We start from the raw sequence: 18,558 nt of genomic DNA on the forward strand, positions 1-18,558 counted from the left end.
CACTATCTCGACTTTACAAAAATCTTTCCGTTGGCAGCCGGGGTATGAGCCTTGCCCACAAACAGCACCAGCGCCAGGATCGTCACAATATACGGGATCATGGAGATCAGATTCGGCGATACCATATTACTCTGGCTGGCCAGACTTCGGATACCGCTGCAGAAACCGAACAGCAGGCACGCTTTTACAGCTCCTTCCGGTGAGAATTTGCCGAAAATGACCGCCGCGATCGCGATAAAGCCCTGTCCCACGATCACATTCGGCCGGAACTGGTTAATCGTCGCCAGCGTCACAAACGCTCCGCCAAGTCCTGCCAGAAATCCGGAGAGAATCACGCAGATATAGCGGATCTTATATACGTCGATACCCAGAGACTCACATGCTTCCGGATGCTCTCCCACCGCGCGCAGATGCGCTCCGAAACGGGTCTTATAGAAGACAAACCAACACACCAGCGCAACTACAAACACCAGATACGCCACCGAATATACATTCAGCACATTGCTCAAGAAAGATCCGGTCGGGAACACCCCTTCAAACAGCTTTGGAAGCTTGCTCGCCGGATCCATAGCCGGCGTATCCGAAGAATTATCGAACATGGCCTTACAGAGAAATACCGCAAGTCCAGGCCCTAAGAAATTGATAGCGGTACCGGCAATCGTCTGGTCCGCATGAAATGAAACACACGCAATCGCATGAATCACTCCAAAGACCGCCCCTGCAAGTCCGGCACACAGAAAAGCAAGCCAGCCGTTCCCGCTGAACAGACCAACCACGGCCCCTGTAAAAGCGCCGATCGTCATCATTCCCTCGATACCGATATTTACCACGCCGCATCGTTCGGAAAAACAGGAACCCAGCGCCGCAAACAGAAGAGGAGGCGTGGCAATCAGCGTCGCATTGATCAAAAGCCCAAGATCTTTGATGATAACATCCATACTATGATACCTCCTTCTTCTTTGTGAGATTCTTCAGTAAGATACGGAATACCTGGGAAACAGCGATAAACAAAATCACGCACCCCATAATAATATCCACGACTTCCGACGGAGCCTTGATAATACTCAGCTTCGAGCCGCCATACTTCATAGCCCCGTAAAAGATTCCCGCAAAAATACACCCGATTGGACTGGAGGAGCCAATCAGCGCTACTGTAATTCCCTGGAATCCATATTGTTCCTGAGCGGCAAACTGGCTCAGACGGCCGGACATACCAAGGATCTGTACTGCTCCGCCTAGTCCTGCTAATGCCCCGGATATCCCCAGAGCCGTAAGTATAGACTTATTGGCATTAATACCGCCATACAGCGCTCCGTGGCTGTTGTATCCGACTGCTTTCAAACGATAGCCCAGCGTCGTCTTTTCGATAATCACCCACATAACAATACCTGCGGCCACTGCAAGTATAATGCCCCAGTTCGCAGCACTGCAGTCCAGGAAAGAGCGAAGACTTTCCGGAAATAATATACGGGCTGATTCCAGCACATCTTTCGTGGCCTCTCCGCTTCCTTTATGGATAGCGGGAATATTTACCACATAATTGGACAGGTAGAAAGCTATCCAGTTAAACATAATGAAAGAAAGCACTTCATGAATGCCTCTTTTCACTTTCAGGATACCTACGATCAAAGACCAGATACATCCGGCAGCCGCGGCGGCAGCAATACATACAATCGCATGAATCACCGGCGGCAGATCCAGAAGAATTCCCAATACGCAGGCCGCCAGGGATCCCACTACAAACTGTCCCTCCGCGCCGATATTGAAAACACCTGTGCGGAATGAAAACGCCACGCTAAGGCCGGTAAAGATCAGCGGACTCGCATAGGTAAGAGTCCAGATAAGGTATTTGGGTTTGCTGAATACACTGTCAATCAATTTCCCATACGCCACGGCCGGACTGATACCGGCAATCAGCAGAAACACTGCGCCGATCACAAAACCGACTAAAATTGCGATAATGGTATAAAGCACATTGCTCTCTAAAATACTTTTCTTTTTATTCATGCTTTTTACCTCCCGCCATCATGAATCCCAGTTCCTTTTCGTCCGCATCTTTGCCTGGAACACTTCCCGTGATCTGTCCGTCAAAGATTACTTCGATCCGGTCGGACAGGCTCATAATCTCATCCAGTTCAAAAGAAACCAGAAGCACCGCCCTGTTTTTGTTTCTCTGCTCCACCAGATATTTATGCACGAACTCAATAGCGCCCACATCAAGACCTCTGGTCGGATTTACTGCTATCAGGAGATCCTTGTCATTCGTAACTTCTCTGGCGATGATCACTTTCTGCTGATTACCGCCGGATAACGTACCCGACGGTGCCTCTTCGCACCCTCTTGGTCTGATGTCAAATTTCTCGATCAGTTCTGTAGCATGTTCCCGGATTGCTTTCCGGTTCAGAATGCCTTTTCTGGCAAACGGCTCTTCTTCAAAATGCTGAAGAATCAGATTGTCCTCATTGGAAAACTCCAGAATCAGTCCGTGTTTCTGACGGTCAGCAGGAATGCTGGATATTCCTCCCTCAAAAGTATCATGCGGACTTTTGTTGAACAGATCTTTTCCAAGTACCTTTACTTCTCCGCTCTCTCCCTTGCGAAGTCCGGTCAGCACCTCTACCAGCTCTGTCTGTCCGTTGCCGTCTACGCCTGCCAGACCTACGATCTCGCCCCGGCGGACCTGAAGATTCAAGCCTTTTACAATCTCCACATCCCGATAATCTTTCGCATGGAGATTTTTTACATCCAGCACCACTTCTCCCGGTTCCTGGTCTTTCTTTTCCACGCGGAAATTAACCTCGCGGCCTACCATCATGGCTGCAAGTTCATTCTCATTGACGCCGTCCACTTTTACGGTATCGATATATTTGCCCTGGCGGATAATGGTGCAGTAGTCCGAACATGCTGTGATCTCCTTCAGTTTGTGCGTGATCAGGATCACACTCTTTCCATCGGCAGTCAGATTGCTGATAATTTCCATCAGACCTTCGATCTCCTGCGGAGTCAGGGATGCGGTAGGCTCGTCCAGAATCAGCGTATCTGCGCCTCTGTACAAAACCTTCAGAATCTCCACTCGCTGCTGCATGCCTACGGAAATATCCTCAATCCTGGCATCCGGATCCACCTTCATCGCATACCGCTCAGAGAGTTCCATCACTTTCTCTCTTGCCGTTTTTTTATCCACCACCAGGCCTTTGGTAGGTTCCACGCCCAGAATAATATTATCTGTTACGGTAAACGGCTGAATCAACATGAAATGCTGGTGTACCATACCGATTCCCATGTCAATCGCATTCTTCGGGCTTGAAAACTGAACTTCTTTCCCATTGATGAAGATCTGCCCGCTGGTAGGCTTATACAGCCCGCAAAGCACATTCATCAGGGTACTTTTCCCGGCTCCGTTTTCACCCAGGATCGCGTGTACCTCGCCTTTGTGCACAGTCAGATTAATGTGGTCATTCGCTACAAAGTCCCCGAACTTCTTCACGATGTCCTTCATGGAGATCACGACCGTGCTTTCATCCATATGGCTCTCTTTTCCCACTTCCCTGCCTCCTTTGTTCAGATGATTATAATATCCTCAAATCCCTGTTCTCTCAGGATCCCGGCCAGATACTCCAGATATTCTCGGGACGGTACCTCGTAATGAGAATAGATCTCCCTGACTCCCATGGGCCGATAGGCGATTACCTTGATCCTGAATTTATTTATTTTTAAAAAAGGGGCCAGAAATTCTCCCATCTGACGCACACTTCTTTCTGTGTCATACAGATCGGGAACAATTACGGCTCTCACTTCGAACAGTTTCGATTTTCGGGCCAGATACTCTGCATTCGCCAGAACAATATCATTGTAGGCGCCGGTCACTTTCCTGTGCTCCTCCCGGTCAAACGCTTTAATATCCAGCATAACCCCGTCCGTTATCTCCAAAAGTTCCGGATAGTCCTGAAACGGAACCATTCCATTACTGTCAATCATCGTCGACAGCCCGTCTTCTTTCGCCAGGCGGAACAGCTCCAACAGAAACTGCGGCTGCAGCATGCACTCGCCTCCGGACACGGTGATTCCTCTGATAAAAGGAATCTGTTTCTTAACTTTCTTATATGTTTCCCCCGCCGTCATCACATGCGTCCTGGGTGAACTTCCGTGCGGACAGACATGAATACAGGTGTCGCACTGGACACAGAGTTCTTCCTTCCAGTCTATCTTTCCGTTTTCTCCCATGGACAGCGCGCCCACAGGACATTGTTCCACACAGACGCCGCACTCCTCGCACATGTGCCTTGTCTCCGGATTATGACAGTATTTACAGTCGATATTGCATCCCTGAAGAAATACTGCCGTCCGGTTGCCCGGACCATCCACGCTGCTGAACGGGATGATCCGGTTCACCACTGCTTTTGTCTCCATCTATCGAACCTTTCTCTCCAGAATATGTCCGTTCTTGGACGCTCCAAGTCCCAAACCGGTCGTATTCTGCAGTACAGCCTTACCCTGATCCAGCTTTTCCATCTCGGAACGCTTGACCAGATATCCGGTAACCCGGATCACGTCGCTGTCGCTGGAATAGAAAGAAAGATACCTCAGATCTTTCCGGAACGCTCCTTTCACAATATCCAGTACAAATTCCGGATTTTTATGCACCGTTACGTCGATCGGGAAAATATCGCCGGTTCCTGACGGGAAATACTTATGGAAACGGCTCAGCACCAGAAGCTGATCAACCAGTTCTTCCGGTTCTTCCCCGATGGGGATACGGGTACCAGGCGTCACATTTACATCGTCCGCCAGCCCCACCTGCGCATGAAGCAGGAAATGTCCTCCTGTCACTTCGCAATAAGGATTTACATGATGATCATTGAAATCTTTAATGATCTCCATGATCTCCACACCCAGGTCATCAGCCGCTTTATCATGGCCGAAGCTTCCCTCTCTGCCTTCCTTTTCAAGCAGGATATTCACACACTCTGCCATGCCCACCATTCCAAACATCGCGGTGAACCGGTCTCTGTGAATGAATCCTTCCTTGGCCAGGAAGTTGTTCTCGAAGAATCCGCTCTCTTCTACCTCAAATTTAATCCGGGCATCCATGTAGCGCGCCATGATATCCAGTACATACGGAAGCTGATTCTCTTTAAAGTCCTGAATGTTCTTCGCCCTCTTTGCAATATTGCCCAGAATCAGACGGCAGAGCGTATAGGAACCGCCGCCCAACGGAAGACCGTTGTAGCAGCTGGCGATCACATAATTCTCCGTCAGTTCCTTTTTGAACATGGCATGGTTGGCGAAACTGGGTTTCGCACTGTGAAGAGCGCAGTTCACCGCCGCCAGGGCGAAGTCATCGTCTGTCACTCCTTCTTCATACTTCAGGGTCAGGTTCGGAACCGCGTTCTCCAGTTCCGCTTCCACTTCCAGAAGAAGACGCCCTGCCCTGGTCGCTTTAGGACCAATATCCGCGTGTGAAAACGAATCCAGCACAGTACGGTCCACATGAGTCATAAACATTTTAAGAAGCTTTTTAGCCTGCTCGTCGTCTACTCCGTCCATAAACGGCTCCAGCAGCTCATCCAGCTGTCCTACGTACACCGGATAATTGGTCACGCTTGGCACATGCTTATAAAAGATCAGCAGGCCGTTCAATGCTTCCAGAAGATCGGTTGGAGGAGGAAGCTGCAGAAAGCTGCAGCCTTCCTTCATGAATTTCGCATAGTCCGGGACAATATACCGCGGACGCACCGGAGCATGTCCCTCCGACAGATCACAGATGCACTTCGTCTCAATATCCGTATTCAGAAGTTCGTCGAGTCCTTCCGGCAGATCCAGAACCTCCATCAGTGAATCCGCCTGGTTCGCCAGATTGGTCAGCTTCTGCTCATGTGTCAGCGTGGGGCTCTTGATAATCTCAAGGATCTGCTCACGCGTCGCGTTTACCCTTTCCATGGAAATATCTCTCATTACTTAATCACTCCTCCATCCCGATTCATTCATTAGTCTAATTCGTACACATCTCCGTGTGCAGCTTCAAAGCTTGCCTGATCGTTCGGAACTACAATCTCTCCGTCGATGATCTGCTGTTTTACATCCTCTACTGCAGAGATCACATCTTCCGGAAGCAGATCCTGAGTCGGTGCGATGTCTACGCCGCCCATAGACAGGTCATAGGTTACCACGCCGCCCTCCAGGGTGCCGTTGATCAGAGATTCTACAGAATCATATACCGCATTGTCTACTCTCTTCATAGCAGAGGTGATGACGGTCTCCGGCGCGATGCTGGACTGGTCGCTGTCAACGCCGATCGCGTATACGCCGGCTTCCTGGCATGCTTCGATCACGCCCAGACCGGTTGCGCCTGCCGCATGGAAGACGATGTCGGCGCCGTTGGTAATCGCCGTATTCGCCATGGATTTACCGGTAGCGGAATCTGCGAAAGAGTTTGCGTTGAACTGCTGGATCGTCGCATCCGGATTTGCATCCAGAACACCCGCGCAGTAACCGTATCCGAACAGGTTCATATTCTCATTGGACATGCCGATGACAAAACCGACGTTGTCTGTCTCAGTCATCATACCTGCCACATAACCTACCAGATAAGATCCCTGCTCCTGCTCGAACATCAGGCAGGTCACGTTGTCCAGTTCGATGGTCGCGTCATCGATAATGGCAAAATTCACATCCGGATTCGCTTCGGCCGCCGCCCTGGTAGCGTCTGCCAGCATGTATCCTACGCTGATGATCAAGTCATATTCTTCATCGATAAAGGTCTCCAGATTCGGGGTATAGTCCGCGTCAGTGGAAGATTCCAGATAGTTTGCCTCGATGCCGAATTCTTCCGCGGCTCTCTGCAGGCCTTCCCATGCGGACTGGTTGAAGGAGCCGTCGTTTACTCCTCCTACATCGGTAACAAGACCGATCTTGAAGTCTCCTCCGGCTGCGGCCGTATCAGTGCTCTCGTCTGCCGCCTCCGTGCTGTCGTCCGCTGCCTCAGTCGTATCTGCGGTCTCTGCGGGCTCCTCGGTGCTGCTGTTACCACAGGCGGTCATGGACATTACCATAGCCGCGCACAGTAATACTGCCAGTACTTTCTTTTTCATATGTTTCTCTCCTTTTCTTTTTTTAGGCCTGGGCCTTATTTCTATCATACCATCCTTATGCCAAAATGAAAAGCGGCAATTTTATCTGTCCGTTTTCTCCCGGCAGATCAGCCTGCGGACCGCCTCTATTCCGGTTCGGATCGCAAGATCTGTGTCGTGGACAACCGGATTGGAAAGTCCCTCTCTTTCGCGTTCCTGATTGGCCACTACCAGGAAAACGGAACCTGCACGGACTCCCAGCGCGCTGGCCACCACGAACAGCGCCGCAGACTCCATCTCGGAAGCAAGGCATCCCAGTCTCTTCCAGGCTTCCCATTTATTCAGAAGCTCATAACTGACCGGCATAATCTCCGGCTCATGCTGTCCATAAAAAGAATCCTTGCACTGCACTACTCCCACATGATGTTTCTTTCCCAGCGCCTCCGCAGCCTCTGCCAGAGCATTCACGATACCCACGTCCGCTACGGCGGGGAATTCAATCGGTGCGTATTCCCGGCTGGTCCCTTCCATACGAATCGCCCCGCTGGCAATTACCAGATCGCCGCTTTCCACTTTAAGCTGCATACCTCCGCAGGTCCCAACCCGGATAAAAGTATCCGCCCCGCATTTCACCAGTTCTTCCATGGCAATGGATGCAGACGGACCTCCAATCCCTGTGGACGTCACGCTTACCATCTCTCCGTCCAGATATCCGGTATAAGTAACAAACTCTCTGCTGTCCGCCACAAGTCTGGGGTTGTCGAAATACTTGGCGATTTTCGCGCAGCGCTTAGGATCGCCCGGCAGGATCACATAACGTCCCACCTCTCCTTTTCCCACCTGAATATGATACTGTTTATCAGGATCTTCCGAATAATGCATCGTCTCCGTCCCTCCTACAACTGTTTTCCAATCTCCTGAATGCTTCTTGTCACCAGTTTCCGGAACAGCGGCGCCACCCGGTCGGCCGCTTCCTGTACTTCCTTATGATCCAATGGCTGATCTGTCATACCGCACGCCAGATTAGAGATACAGGAAATCCCGCAGATCTTCATCTTCATATGATTTGCAGCCACCGCCTCGCAGGCGGTGCTCATCCCCACCGCGTCGGCCCCCAGGATCCGGCACATCCGTACTTCTGCCGGAGATTCATAGGCAGGTCCGGTCAGCTGAAGGTATACGCCTTCCTGAAGCGGAATATTCAGCTCTTTTGCAGTGGCACGGATCACATTCTGTAATTCTTTGTCATATACATCGCTCATGTCCGGAAAACGCACACCCAATTCTTCCATATTCGGTCCGATCAGCGGAGAAGGAACGAACGAACTGATCTGGTCTGTGATCATCATCAGGTCTCCCGCATGAAAATCATAATTGACGCCCCCTGCCGCATTGGTAAGAAAAAGCACCTCCGCGCCCATCATACGCATCAGGCGGACAGGCAGCACCACATCCTGGATCGAATAACCTTCATAATAATGAACGCGTCCCTGCATAACCACCACCGGGACCTCTCCCACATGTCCGAATACGAATCTTCCCTTGTGCCCGGGGATCGTAGAGACCGGGAACCCGTCGATATCATGATAATCCAGTTCCGCTTCTATCTCCATCCGGTCTGCGTAGTCTCCCAGGCCCGACCCCAGCACCAGCGCTACTTTCGGCTGAAAATCCACTTTCTCTTTTACTGTCTTATAACATCTCATCAGTTTCTCATAGACTGCGTTTTCCATATATTCCTCCTGACCTTCTAATGATTCCATAATTTCCAGAGTTCATGCTTTACCGAGTCGTCTGCGAAAGCCAGATCCGCCGCGTTCTGTTCCAGACGCAGCAGTTCCTCATCCGTCACTCCGCAGTATTTCCTGGCAAATTCCATCTCCCGGGTAATGCTGGTCCTGCTTACGGTACGGTTGTCCGTGTTCAAAGTCACCTTCAGTCCCGCATCCAGAAATTCCCTGAGCGGATAATGATCCGGCGACTTTGCCGCCCGGGTCTGCAGGTTGCTGATCGGGCACATCTCAATACCGACCCCGCGCTCCGCGCAGAGTTTCTGTATATCCGCCCGCCCGCTCATGGCGATGCCATGTCCGATCCTGGCGGCGCCGCATTCCACTGCTTCCCGTATATTTTCCGCGTTCCCGCATTCCCCTGCGTGAATAGTAAAAGGAAAATCCAGTTTCTTCACTTCCTGAAACAATGCCCGGTAATTCTCCATGGGCCAGGAAGCTTCGTCTCCCGCCAGATCTGCCGCACAGACTCCTTCGCCCAGATATTCCCGGCATGTTCTGAACATAGCCAGGCTGTCCTCCTGACGGTGATGACGCATGGCGCAGACAATAACTCCATACCGTACATGACAGATTTTCTCTGCCTCCGCCAGCCCTTCCAGCACAGACTCCACCGCCTGCCTGCTGTTCAGGCCTTCTCCCGCCGAGTGCAGGGGCGCAAATCTGGTCTCGATATAACAAATATTTTCTTTCGCCGCGTCCAGCAGGAAATCTCTCGCCGCAATCCTCAGCGCCTCTGCGGTTTTCAGACACGCGATGGGAATATCAAATTTTTTCAGATACTCCGCAAGATCCCGGCACCTGTCATCTGCCTGCAGTTCCTCCGGCGCCACGTTCCGTCCGGTTATTTTCCTGACGCTTTCCAGGGTCAAAGAACCATCCAGATGACAATGAAGATCTATCTTCGGCATAAGCCGCACTGCGTCTTCCAATGCCCTCACCTCTTTCTATTCAAATGTAATACCGTTCAGGTATTCCTGCATCCGCTCATACTGATCACGGGTTATACGGATCCGTCCCCGATGATATTCGATATAACCATCTTCCTGCATGGTTTTTACCAGACGGTTCACCGTCCTGGTGGAAAGCCCTGAACAGTCGGACAACTCCTGCCTCGTCCAACGGATCGTACATTTTTCTTCAGAGCCGGTAATCTGGTACTCCTGACAGAACAGGAAAAACAGTCGATCCCGCCCCTGTAAAAACAAAAGCAGCCTTTCTTTGCGCCCCTGCTCCAGAAGATACCGGCCCATGCTTCTGGTCTCCATCAGAAGGGCATCAATATCCTGGCTGATCCAGCGGCGATAGTCCTCTCTTCCGGTGATCAGAAACCAGCAGTCTGTCCCCGTCTCCAAAGTAGCCATATATCGGTCAAATCCCAGCAGAATCTCCATAGAGCCGAAGATTTCCACCGGTTCAAACTGAGTATACTGGTATTTCACTCCCAGCACCCGGTGCTCCATTCCCCGTACACGTCCATTCAACAGGAAAAATACCTTCCCCACCGGAGCATTCTCATGGATGAACAATGTTCCTTGTTCAATTTTTTTCAGGGAAAGATGTTCCAGAAAACCTTCCGGCGCGCGGCTGAACATCCGTCTTAAATATTCTCTGTTCTCTGCGGACATAAAACCCAGCTGTGCCATCAATACCTGCAGATTCATGCGTCACCTCAACATACCGTTTTTATAATTCTGCAACTTGAGCAACCGTTCAGAACAGTTACCAATTTAATTATATCACAGCCTGCCATATTTTCGTGAAAAGTTTTCTGTTTTGTTCCTTTTTTTCATATTTTACCGTCACTTTTTACAATATAAAAGGACATATGTCTCGTTTAACATATTTTGTTCACACTTTTCATTTTTTTTTAAATATGATATACTTACGGCGTTTATGAAAGGAATAGGAGAACCTGATATGAAAATTGGATTTATTGGACTGGGTCTGATCGGCGGCTCTATCGCCAGAGCCATCCGCCATTTTTATCCGGACGCAGAGATCGTCGTCCATTCCCGCACAAGAGCCTCTGTGGAACAGGCAGTCGAAGACGGCGTAGTAAACCGGATCGCGGACCGGATCGGACCGGATTTTTCGGACTGTACATACATATTTCTGTGCGCTCCCGTATCCTGTAACGCCGCATACCTGGCCAGTCTCCGGCCTTTTCTCTCCCCGGGATGCATTGTCTCGGACGTAGGGAGTACCAAAAGTGATATTCACGCAAGAGTGAAGGAACTGGACATGGAAAGCTGCTTTATCGGAGGCCATCCCATGGCTGGCTCTGAAAAGACCGGCTATGCCAATTCTAAAAGGATCCTGATCGAGAACGCATACTATATGATTACGCCCACCGAAAAGATACCGGAAACAACCGTATTGGCATTCCGCGATTTTATTGCCAGTCTGAAGGCGCTTCCCCTGGTTCTGGATTACCGGACCCACGATTATGTAACAGCCGGTGTAAGCCACCTGCCCCATATCATCGCTTCCGCTCTGGTAAATCTGGTGCGGGATTCAGATACCAGGGACGGGATTATGAAAATGATTGCTGCCGGCGGATTTCGCGATATTACCCGGATAGCGTCTTCTTCTCCCGAGATGTGGGAACAGATCTGCATGACTAACCGGGCAAATATTTCCTCGATTCTGCAGGATTATATTGACTCTCTGACCAGTATCCGCCAGGAACTGGACGAAGCCCGGTCGGACGCTATCTATAATCTTTTTGAGAGCTCCAGAGACTACCGGAACAGCCTCCCCATCCAGGGGCACGGGCCGATAGAACCTGCTTACGAAATTTACTGTGAAATGGTGGATGAGGCCGGCGGAATCGCCGCCCTTGCCACGATCCTTGCCAGCAACCAGATCAATCTTAAGAATATCGGCATTGTCCACAGCAGAGAATTCATCGACGCTGTCCTTCGCATCGAATTCTACGACGGGCCGACTATGAAAAAGGCCGCCGACATTCTTCGAAAATACCGCTATATTATATATGAACGTTAAGGAGCAGCCATGATATTTACCAGAGCAAACACTTTAAAAGGAACCGTTACCGTGCCGGGAGACAAAAGCATCTCCCATCGCAGCGTCATGTTTGGCGCGCTGGCGGAAGGGACCACCCGCGTCACTAATTTTCTGCGCGGCGCAGACTGTCTGTCCACCATCGATTGTTTCCGCAAACTGGGCATTGAGGTCGAAGAATCTCCCCAGGAGATCCTGGTGCACGGGAAAGGACTGCACGGACTTTCCGCGCCTTCTTCCATCCTGGACGTGGGAAACAGCGGCACCACCACCCGTCTGATCTGCGGCATACTGGCGGGACAGTCTTTTAACTCGCAGCTGGACGGAGACGATTCCATAAGAACCCGTCCCATGAAACGGATTATAGATCCGCTGTCCCGGATGGGCGCAAGTATCGAGAGCCTGAAGGGTAATGGCTGCGCTCCTCTGAAGATCCGCGGTTCCGCCCTGCACGGCATCCGCTATACCTCTCCAGTGGCCTCCGCACAGGTAAAATCCTGCCTGCTGCTGGCCGGGCTCTATGCAGACAGCCCGGTCAGCGTCACAGAACCCAGTCTCTCGCGGAATCACTCCGAGATCATGCTGCGGTACTTCGGAGCAGATCTGACAACAACGGGTACTACCGTCACCCTTCAGCCGGGTCCGGAACTGCATGCTCAGGAAATCCATGTTCCCGGCGATATTTCATCTGCGGCATATTTCATTGCCGCCGGTCTGATTGTGCCCGGTTCTGAGATTCTCATCCGTCATGTAGGCATTAATCCCACCAGAGACGGTCTTCTCAGGGTATGCCGGAAAATGGGCGCTGATGTGACGCTGTTGAATGAATGTCTGGATGCAGGAGAACCTTATGCGGATCTGCTGGTCAAAAGCAGCGACCTGCACGGAACGGACGTGGGAGGCGCCATAATACCCTCGCTGATCGACGAACTCCCGGTCGTCGCAGCTCTCGCCTGTTTCGCGGAGGGAACCACCGTGATCCGGGACGCACAGGAACTGAAAGTCAAAGAATCCAATCGAATTGATGTGATGGCAGAGAATCTGCGCGCCATGGGAGCGGACGTCACGGCCACGGACGACGGGATGATCATCAGGGGCGGCAGACCGCTTCACGGAGCTGTCATCGACAGCCATCTGGACCACCGCATCGCTATGACTTTTGCCGTCACCGCGCTGGCCGCGGACGGAGAGACACGCATACTGGGAGCAGACTGCGTCAACATCAGCTATCCGGATTTTTATGAAGATCTCAGATCCCTGAACGTAAATTAATTAAAAGTTGTAAAGCTTAGCACCTTCTTTACAGAATACATGGTATAATGGGCACGTAGTGCTTACTATACAATACAATAATGTTGAGGTACAAATTTATGACACCTGCAAAATTTATCAAACGGCAGCCGCCCGGCCGCATCATCGCTCTGGGCTTTGCACTGACTATCCTGGTCGGCTCTCTTCTGCTCATGCTGCCATGCAGCATTCAGGACGGTGTCACTGTCCGTTACATCGACGCGCTCTACACATCTACCAGCGCCGTCTGTGTGACAGGGCTGATCGCCATCGACGCAGGAGATACTTTCACGCCCCTGGGACAATTTTTTCTTGGCTCTCTGATCCAGGTTGGAGGTCTTGGCGTCACAGCCATCGGCGCCGGCATCATAATCGCCATCGGGCGCAGAGTAAACCTGAAAGGAAGGGATCTGATCCGGGAAGCCATGAATCTGGATTCCGGTAAGGGACTGGTTCGCTTCATTAAAAGTATCTTTATTACCACGATTATTTTTGAGTTCACCGGCGCGGCACTGAGTTTTATCGTTTTCCGGCAGGATTTCCCGCTGGTGAAAGCGATCGGGGTCAGCTTGTTCCACTCCGTGGCAGCGTTTAACAATTCCGGCTTTGATATTTTAGGCGGCGGGAAAAACTTAATTCCTTATCAAAAAGACGTCCTGTTAAACATGGTCACATGCGGATTGATTATTTGCGGCGGTATCGGTTTCCTGGTTATCCGCGAAATCTGGTCCACCAAGTTCCGCTGGAAAAAGTTTTCCATGCACACAAAAATTGTTCTGACAGTGACCGCCGGGCTTCTGCTGTCCGGAACGCTTCTTTTAAAGCTTACAGAAAATATTTCCTGGATGGGCGCTTTTTTTAACAGCGTTTCTGCCAGAACAGCCGGATTCTCCACGTATCCGCTGAAAGAATTTACCACTCCGGGACTGATGGTTTTGATTGTTTTAATGTTTATCGGAGCCTCCCCCGGATCCACCGGCGGCGGTATCAAAACCAGTACATTTTTCGCCCTGATCCAGGGAATCAAGCGCGGTGCCACCAACCATTCCGAAAAAGCATTTCATTACGCGGTGCCGGAAGGAACTTTTCGGAAAGCGGCTGTGATTACGCTTCTGGCGCTGACCGTCGTAATCACCGGCACCTACCTGATGCTGGTAATGGATCCCTATCTGGATCTGCGCGACGCGCTTTTTGAAATCACCAGCGCGTTCGGTACTGTGGGCCTTTCTACTGGAATCACCCCTACGCTCACCGACGGAAGCAAGCTGCTGTCCATCTGTATCATGTATATCGGACGTCTGGGGCCGCTGACGATCGCCAGTCTCTGGCATTTTACTTCCGGAGAACGGGTCAGCTATCCCACCGGAAATATTGCTATCGGCTAAATCTCGTAAATATTTAGGAGGAAAACCATGTTTGGAAAACAGAAACCAGAAAAAACATCTTATGGAATCGTAGGACTTGGTCGGTTCGGCACCGCTCTGGCATGTGAACTTGCAAAAACAGATGCAGAGATCCTGGCCCTGGACCGTGATGAAGAAAAAGTAAGGGAAATGCGCGAGGTGACCGAGCATGCTATCGTCGTTCATTCCCTGGATAAAAAGACACTGATGGAAACCGGTATTCAGAACTGCGATGTGGCGATTGTATGTATCGGAGAGCATATGGAATCTTCTATCCTCACCACCCTGAATCTGGTCAGCCTGGGAATACCGCTGGTTGTGGCAAAAGCCACCAGTCCGGAGCATGGCGAGATTCTCTCCCGGTTGGGCGCGGAAGTTGTTTATCCTGAACGCGATATGGGTATCCGTCTGGCACAGCGCCTGGAAACAGCCGGCGTACTGGATTTCATACAGTTGAGTCAGAAAATTAATATCTCCAAACTGTTGGTTCCCGACTCCTTTATCGGACATACCGTACTGGAGATCAATCTGAGACCGCGTTTCGGACTGAACATCATCGCGATTGAAAATAATAATGATGTTTTAGAAAACGTAAAACCTGACTATGTATTCCGCGACGGAGACATTCTGATCGTTTCCGGAAGCCGTGACGGAGTCATCAAATTGTCCGAATGGGCAATAAAGGCAGATCATAGCCGAAAAAATATCTAAGATTTATAAAGTAAGGGCTGCGGCGCCGCCGCAGCCCTGTTTCTGTCTTCCTCAGTACTTTTATTCTTTTTTTAAGATCCCGTCCCAGGCGCCGCATATTCGCTGTTCCAGACGAAACAGACCAGTTCTGGAATAAACCGGCCCCGCCAGCGCAAACAACTTCTGACGCAGCAGTTCCAGACAGGTACATACAATATACACAATAACAGCCACCAGCACCGCGTAGGGCACTGCCGCGTGGGTAAGGGCCACTTTGCTGGCTCTGAACAGATCCCAGACATGGTAACGGAGCAGATAATTGTCATGAATCAGATAAACGCCAAAGGCAGCTCCCGCTATCCTGCCGATCCAGCCGTCCAGCCTGGTCTCTTTCCACGGCATATTCTTCACGCAGAGGAACAGGCTGGCAGTGGCAAAGAGCGCCAGAGGAGAATTATAATTCAGGAAATACCCGATATTCTCCTGTCCGGTTTCCACCGACAGATAGACGCTGGCCAGCACCGCCAGCGAACCCAGCACATAACCCGCCAGACCGTACCGGAAATACCGTCTGTCCGGTTTTGTATGGAGCTTTATATATCCTGCCAGAAGCCCCAGGAAAAGGAACCATCCAAGTTCCCTTCCCTCGTAAGTTCCATACGTATTTTCCCGGAAGATCATATGATTCACGCTGAAGAAAACCGCCAGCAGTACCAGCAGATACTGATACTGCCGTCTGGACAGCCGAAGAGCCAGCATGCCGGCAAACGGCATCAAAAGCGACATACCCACGTAAACCGACGCGAACCAGTACGTCCTGGAGGATATGGGGAACACAGCATGCACCAGGTCGATTCCGGTCACAGGTGCAAATAAAGCGTACAGGAGAAAGATCAGGACCGAATAAAACGCCACCTGTTTCCAGAGCCGGATCATCTTTTCAGCCCGAAACCCCCGGTCAATGGAAAAATACCCGGCGATCATGACAAAGCAATTCACATGCACTACAGAGAAAGACTGGATCAGGTAAGAAGCCAGATAATTCATGGTTCCGTACCCCAGTTTTGCCGTCACCCTTCCATGAAATAGGCAGTGTCCCACCACAATCATATACATGCAGAGAATTCTCAGCAGTTCAAAATTCATCTGTCTTTTTTTCATGGCTTTCTCCGTCCTTACTGATATAGATTATTTTCCGTCGCGATCTTCGTTCCTCTGTCCGTATCCCGGATCACCACATGCACGATATAACGGTCATCCAGCCGGAAACTCATTTTGGGGATCATGAATCTCACCTGATCGGTATCCTCCAGATCCGTATCATAAAGCAGGGAATAGAGTCCGTTCTCGTCCTGCTGCTGCCAGGTGCCCTGGTACATCCTCTGTTTCCCGCTCTCCACGCTCTCCATCCAGAGAAATACGCTCTTGCCTTCCAGTTCTTCCGGTGTCATGTCCACAGTCGCCTCGATCACATCATAGCGCTCGTTTTCCGCAGTATAAGTGCGGTCCAGAGAAGCCGTATACGTATAGTCTTCTTTCAGATTGGACATACGGTAGTTGAGCGTGTACAGGTCAAAATTGCCGATCTGGTTTACTTTGGAATAAGTCAGAAACAATCCCTCATAGGTAGAATCCAGATGAAGCATCAGGTGCTCCAGCAGCGTATTGGAGATCAGCACCGACCGGTCGCTGGTGTACAGCGAGGTCATCAGATTGCTCTCATCATAGGCCCAGAGGTTCTCCACCACCTGCGGAGACTCCGTCTCCCATCCTCCCAGGGTAAATACGTTCGTCAGGTAGTTATCCGGAACTTTTTCAAAAATGGAATAACCCAGCTCCATCCCGTTGCTGGTCAGCGGATCGAACACATAATATACTTTTTTATCCGCCGTGATTGTGTCATACAGTTCCCGGAAAGCCATACTGGCCTCCGAATCCTGCACGGCCGGCAAGAAAACCGGAGACACCAGCATATGCACACAGATACCGCCCGTCAGAACCGCCCCGGCAAGTCCTCCGGCAAGGAATCTGCGGCCGGACAGTCTTTCCTCCCAGCGCAGGGACAGTTCCGGCAAAGCCGAGGTCCAGACAAAGGCCAGCACGGCCAGAAGACACGCCGTCACCACGATTGGAAGCACCCGGTAAATTTTGATGAAATACAGGTAGATGCCCAGCAGCGCCACAAAGGGCCAGCACATGCCGATCCAGTTTCTCTGCCGCCCTCTCCCCATGGAAAACAGGAACCAGAATACCGCCATCAGCGCGCTCAGTACGAAAAGCGGCTTCGTCGCCAGGTTAACCAGATAGTCGGCCAGATACTCCCACTGGAAAGGACGGTCCTGCCGAAATGCGATGATGCTTTCATACACATCCGCCGTATACCGGTCAGAATCCGCGATCAGCCAGTTCTCCAGATTGAGATAATCCGTTCTGGTAAGCCCCAGCGCTTCATACTCTTCCTGATATTCATCCCATTCCGGGACTCCGTAGTCCAGAAGCGCCTGACGGGCTTCGTCATATCGCCGGTAATGCTCCTGCGGACTTCCCGGCGTATAGACCAGCAGGTTTTCCGCGGCAATACTCCCGAATACCAGCGCAAAAGCAAATACACAGGGCAGGCAGTCTCTCATCAGAAACCTTTTCCAGTCTTTTTCCTTCCAGGCGTCCTTTACTTTGACCAGCCAAAGGCCAAAGGCCAGCAAGCTGACCATTCCAAACGATTCAAAACGGATCCAGCTCCCCAGAAGCAGCAGCAGGATCCCCGGCACATACCGCAGGACTTTTCCTTTTTCATTTCTCTGTCCCAGAAGAAGCACGTAACCGGCTGCGGTTACGGCAGCCGCTGTCTTCGTATACTGCATCTCCACATACAGAGGCTGAAGAGACGCCATGATCAGCAGTACTGCAAGGATCACTCCTGTCCGCTCCGATCTTTCTATCCAGACAAAGCCTATCGCCGTCAGAGAAAGAAAGATCATCGCATACATGATGATGGTATACCAGTTCAACGAAGGAATCAGCAGATAAAATAATTTTATCAGCCAGCCCAGACCGCTGTGCAGATAGATAAAATACCAGCTCATGCTTCCATAAGCGCCGGATGCTATAGAGGCCAGCGTAAATTCATCGTTAGACCCATAATACGGATGCAAAAATACAACCGCGTACGCCACAGCCAGCAGATGAAAAAGTATGAGAAAACACTTTAACTGTTTCCCGGTAAGTCTGTAACCTTTCAAACCCAAGTCCTTGACCCTCCTGAAAAAGGGGGTTGCCGCAAACACTTTG

General features: G+C 50.9%; 16 protein-coding genes. 4 read left to right on the forward strand and 12 right to left on the reverse strand.

Annotated features, from left to right (window positions below):
* Positions 1-2: 2 nt before the first annotated feature.
* The 10 genes from B5F29_RS08650 to B5F29_RS08695 all read right to left on the reverse strand — a co-directional run bounded on the left by B5F29_RS08650 (position 3) and on the right by B5F29_RS08695 (position 10,524).
* Positions 3-938 (reverse strand): ABC transporter permease, encoded by a 936-nt coding sequence (locus B5F29_RS08650; RefSeq protein ID WP_087154224.1) that lies wholly within the window; start codon positions 936-938, stop codon positions 3-5.
* 1 nt (position 939) lies between these two features.
* The gene (locus B5F29_RS08655; RefSeq protein WP_087154225.1) at positions 940-2,007 is read right to left on the reverse strand and encodes an ABC transporter permease; all 1,068 of its coding nucleotides are present in this window, start codon (positions 2,005-2,007) and stop codon (positions 940-942) included.
* Entirely contained in the window at positions 2,000-3,526 is a 1,527-nt protein-coding gene (locus tag B5F29_RS08660) for an ABC transporter ATP-binding protein (protein WP_087154336.1), read from the reverse strand. Before B5F29_RS08660 ends, B5F29_RS08655 begins: the two co-directional genes overlap by 8 nt.
* 35 nt (positions 3,527-3,561) lie before the next feature.
* Positions 3,562-4,410: a YjjW family glycine radical enzyme activase gene (locus B5F29_RS08665; protein WP_087154226.1), complete on the reverse strand. Its 849-nt coding sequence runs from the start codon at positions 4,408-4,410 to the stop codon at positions 3,562-3,564.
* Positions 4,411-5,955, reverse strand: a complete 1,545-nt coding sequence (locus B5F29_RS08670; RefSeq protein ID WP_087154227.1) for a YjjI family glycine radical enzyme — start codon at positions 5,953-5,955, stop codon at positions 4,411-4,413.
* 32 nt (positions 5,956-5,987) lie between these two features.
* Positions 5,988-7,091 carry a BMP family lipoprotein gene (locus B5F29_RS08675; RefSeq protein ID WP_087154228.1) on the reverse strand — a complete coding sequence of 368 codons (1,104 nt, stop codon included), beginning with the start codon at positions 7,089-7,091 and terminating at the stop codon, positions 5,988-5,990.
* 81 nt (positions 7,092-7,172) lie between these two features.
* Positions 7,173-7,952, reverse strand: coding sequence for a uridine phosphorylase (udp, locus tag B5F29_RS08680; protein ID WP_087154229.1), 780 nt, complete (start codon positions 7,950-7,952; stop codon positions 7,173-7,175).
* A gap of 14 nt (positions 7,953-7,966) precedes the next feature.
* On the reverse strand, positions 7,967-8,803 hold the full coding sequence (locus B5F29_RS08685) for a purine-nucleoside phosphorylase (RefSeq protein WP_087154230.1): 837 nt from the start codon (positions 8,801-8,803) through the stop codon (positions 7,967-7,969).
* Positions 8,804-8,820: 17 nt separating this feature from the next.
* Entirely contained in the window at positions 8,821-9,792 is a 972-nt protein-coding gene (gene add / locus B5F29_RS08690; protein ID WP_330397571.1) for an adenosine deaminase, read from the reverse strand.
* Between the two features lie 15 nt (positions 9,793-9,807).
* Entirely contained in the window at positions 9,808-10,524 is a 717-nt protein-coding gene (locus B5F29_RS08695) for a Crp/Fnr family transcriptional regulator (RefSeq protein WP_087154231.1), read from the reverse strand.
* 256 nt (positions 10,525-10,780) lie between these two features.
* Between B5F29_RS08695 and B5F29_RS08700 the strand changes: the two genes are divergently transcribed.
* From B5F29_RS08700 to B5F29_RS08715, 4 genes are all read left to right on the forward strand, one after another.
* Positions 10,781-11,869, forward strand: a complete 1,089-nt coding sequence (locus B5F29_RS08700) for a prephenate dehydrogenase (protein WP_087154232.1) — start codon at positions 10,781-10,783, stop codon at positions 11,867-11,869.
* 9 nt (positions 11,870-11,878) lie between these two features.
* Positions 11,879-13,159, forward strand: coding sequence for a 3-phosphoshikimate 1-carboxyvinyltransferase (gene aroA / locus B5F29_RS08705; RefSeq protein ID WP_087154233.1), 1,281 nt, complete (start codon positions 11,879-11,881; stop codon positions 13,157-13,159).
* A 98-nt stretch (positions 13,160-13,257) separates the two neighbouring features.
* Entirely contained in the window at positions 13,258-14,562 is a 1,305-nt protein-coding gene (locus tag B5F29_RS08710; protein ID WP_087154234.1) for a TrkH family potassium uptake protein, read from the forward strand.
* Between the two features lie 27 nt (positions 14,563-14,589).
* Entirely contained in the window at positions 14,590-15,291 is a 702-nt protein-coding gene (locus B5F29_RS08715; RefSeq protein WP_087154235.1) for a potassium channel family protein, read from the forward strand.
* A 60-nt stretch (positions 15,292-15,351) separates the two neighbouring features.
* On the opposite strand, the gene B5F29_RS08720 is transcribed toward B5F29_RS08715, so the two are convergent.
* Positions 15,352-16,431 (reverse strand): acyltransferase, encoded by a 1,080-nt coding sequence (locus B5F29_RS08720; RefSeq protein WP_087154236.1) that lies wholly within the window; start codon positions 16,429-16,431, stop codon positions 15,352-15,354.
* 14 nt (positions 16,432-16,445) lie between these two features.
* Complete coding sequence (locus B5F29_RS08725) at positions 16,446-18,515, reverse strand: hypothetical protein (RefSeq protein ID WP_087154237.1); 2,070 nt, start codon at positions 18,513-18,515, stop codon at positions 16,446-16,448.
* Between the last annotated feature and the right edge of the window lie 43 nt (positions 18,516-18,558).

It is taken from the genome of Lachnoclostridium sp. An196, assembly GCF_002160135.1.
In the GTDB taxonomy this organism is placed as follows: Bacteria; Bacillota; Clostridia; order Lachnospirales; family Lachnospiraceae; genus Hominiventricola; species Hominiventricola avistercoris.

Coding starts and splice junctions, on each gene's coding strand:
- B5F29_RS08685 (WP_087154230.1), bottom strand. CDS start 8,803: ATGGAAAACGCAGTCTATGAGAAACTGATGAGATGTTATAAGACAGTA.
- B5F29_RS08720 (WP_087154236.1), bottom strand. CDS start 16,431: ATGAAAAAAAGACAGATGAATTTTGAACTGCTGAGAATTCTCTGCATG.
- B5F29_RS08650 (WP_087154224.1), bottom strand. CDS start 938: ATGGATGTTATCATCAAAGATCTTGGGCTTTTGATCAATGCGACGCTG.
- B5F29_RS08700 (WP_087154232.1), top strand. CDS start 10,781: ATGAAAATTGGATTTATTGGACTGGGTCTGATCGGCGGCTCTATCGCC.
- B5F29_RS08675 (WP_087154228.1), bottom strand. CDS start 7,091: ATGAAAAAGAAAGTACTGGCAGTATTACTGTGCGCGGCTATGGTAATG.
- B5F29_RS08670 (WP_087154227.1), bottom strand. CDS start 5,955: ATGAGAGATATTTCCATGGAAAGGGTAAACGCGACGCGTGAGCAGATC.
- B5F29_RS08710 (WP_087154234.1), top strand. CDS start 13,258: ATGACACCTGCAAAATTTATCAAACGGCAGCCGCCCGGCCGCATCATC.
- B5F29_RS08655 (WP_087154225.1), bottom strand. CDS start 2,007: ATGAATAAAAAGAAAAGTATTTTAGAGAGCAATGTGCTTTATACCATT.
- B5F29_RS08660 (WP_087154336.1), bottom strand. CDS start 3,526: ATGGATGAAAGCACGGTCGTGATCTCCATGAAGGACATCGTGAAGAAG.
- B5F29_RS08715 (WP_087154235.1), top strand. CDS start 14,590: ATGTTTGGAAAACAGAAACCAGAAAAAACATCTTATGGAATCGTAGGA.
- B5F29_RS08665 (WP_087154226.1), bottom strand. CDS start 4,410: ATGGAGACAAAAGCAGTGGTGAACCGGATCATCCCGTTCAGCAGCGTG.
- aroA (WP_087154233.1), top strand. CDS start 11,879: ATGATATTTACCAGAGCAAACACTTTAAAAGGAACCGTTACCGTGCCG.
- B5F29_RS08695 (WP_087154231.1), bottom strand. CDS start 10,524: ATGAATCTGCAGGTATTGATGGCACAGCTGGGTTTTATGTCCGCAGAG.
- udp (WP_087154229.1), bottom strand. CDS start 7,952: ATGCATTATTCGGAAGATCCTGATAAACAGTATCATATTCAGGTGGGA.